The sequence below is a fragment of the Actinosynnema sp. NPDC023658 genome (assembly GCF_040639995.1).
In the GTDB taxonomy this organism is placed as follows: Bacteria; Actinomycetota; Actinomycetes; order Mycobacteriales; family Pseudonocardiaceae; genus Actinosynnema.
In genome coordinates this window covers 1-1,159 of sequence record NZ_JBFAAX010001415.1, presented here as the reverse complement: position 1 = coordinate 1,159, position 1,159 = coordinate 1, and the positions used below count along the sequence as shown (strand labels likewise).

Annotated in this window: 2 protein-coding genes; both read left to right on the top strand. The window is 75.5% G+C overall.

The genetic code is table 11. The features are described from left to right. A partial coding sequence (locus tag AB0G02_RS41440) for a DUF364 domain-containing protein (protein WP_360806416.1) occupies positions 1 to 760 on the top strand: 760 nt, incomplete at its 5' end. Then, a partial coding sequence (locus AB0G02_RS41435) for a pyridoxal-phosphate dependent enzyme (RefSeq protein WP_360806413.1) occupies positions 757 to 1,159 on the top strand: 403 nt, incomplete at its 3' end. The genes AB0G02_RS41440 and AB0G02_RS41435, both read left to right, overlap by 4 nt.

The window sequence follows — 1,159 nt, the reverse complement described above, 5'->3', positions numbered from 1 at the left end:
CGGGTGCCGGGAGAGCGTCGCGTTCCCCACCAGGCAGCGCGCCCGGCACGTCTCGCGCGGCCAGGCGTACCGCAACACCGTGGTCAGCGTGCGGGTCGGCGACGCGGTCGGCTCGTGCTCGGTCGAACCCGACGGGTCGGACGACGCGGCCGTGACCGACTGCGCGGGCGAACGCGTCGCGGACCTGCTCACCCACCCCGACGCCGCGATCCGCACGGCGGTGCTGGACGCGTACCTGATGCACGCCCACCCGCACGACCTCTCGGCCGCGCACCACGTCGTGATCGGCTCCGGCGACTCGCTGGCCAAGTCGATGGCCCGCGCGTCGGCCGTGGTCGACCTGCTGGACGCCGCGCCGGGGCAACGGGTGCTGGTCGTCGGCGTGGTGAACTCCCTGCTGCACCACCTGCGCGCCCGCGGCCTGCGGTACGTGCCGTGCGACCTCAAGGGCGGCCGCACGGAGTGGGGCGAGCCGATCGAGACCGACGCGCTGGCCGCCGTCGCGGACTGCGACCTGGTGCTGGCCTCCGGCATGACGGTCGGCAACGGCAGCTTCGAACCGCTGCTGCGCGCGGCCGTCGCGGCGGACCGGCCGCTGGTGGTGTTCGCCCAGACCGCGAGCGCGATCGTGCCGTGGTTCCTGGGCTCGGGCGTCACGGCGGTGTCCGCGGAGCCGTTCCCGTTCTTCTGGCTGCACGGCGGTCCGACGACCCTGCACCACTACCGCGCCGGCACGCCACGACCGGGACGGGTCCGGTGACCGCGCCGCCCTCCCCCACGATCCGCCGCAACCCCCACCTGTTCGACCTGCTCGGCAACACCCCGGTCGTCCGCGTCGACACACCGCTCCCCCACCGCCACGGCGGGTTCTGGGCGAAGCTGGAGCACCTGGGCGCGGGCGGCATGAAGGCGCGCTCGGCGGTCGCGATGCTGGTGGCCGCACGGGAGCGCGGCGAGCTGCGCCCCGGCGCGGTCGTAGTGGAGTCGACCAGCGGCACGCTCGGGCTCGGCCTGGCGTTCGCCGGGCAGGCGCTGGGTCACCCGGTCGTGCTGGTGGTCGACCACGAGCTCGAACCGTCGATGCGCGCGTTGCTGCGGGCGCACGGGGCACGGCTGGAGGTCGTCGACCGGCCGCACCCCGTCGGCGGCTGGCAGCGCG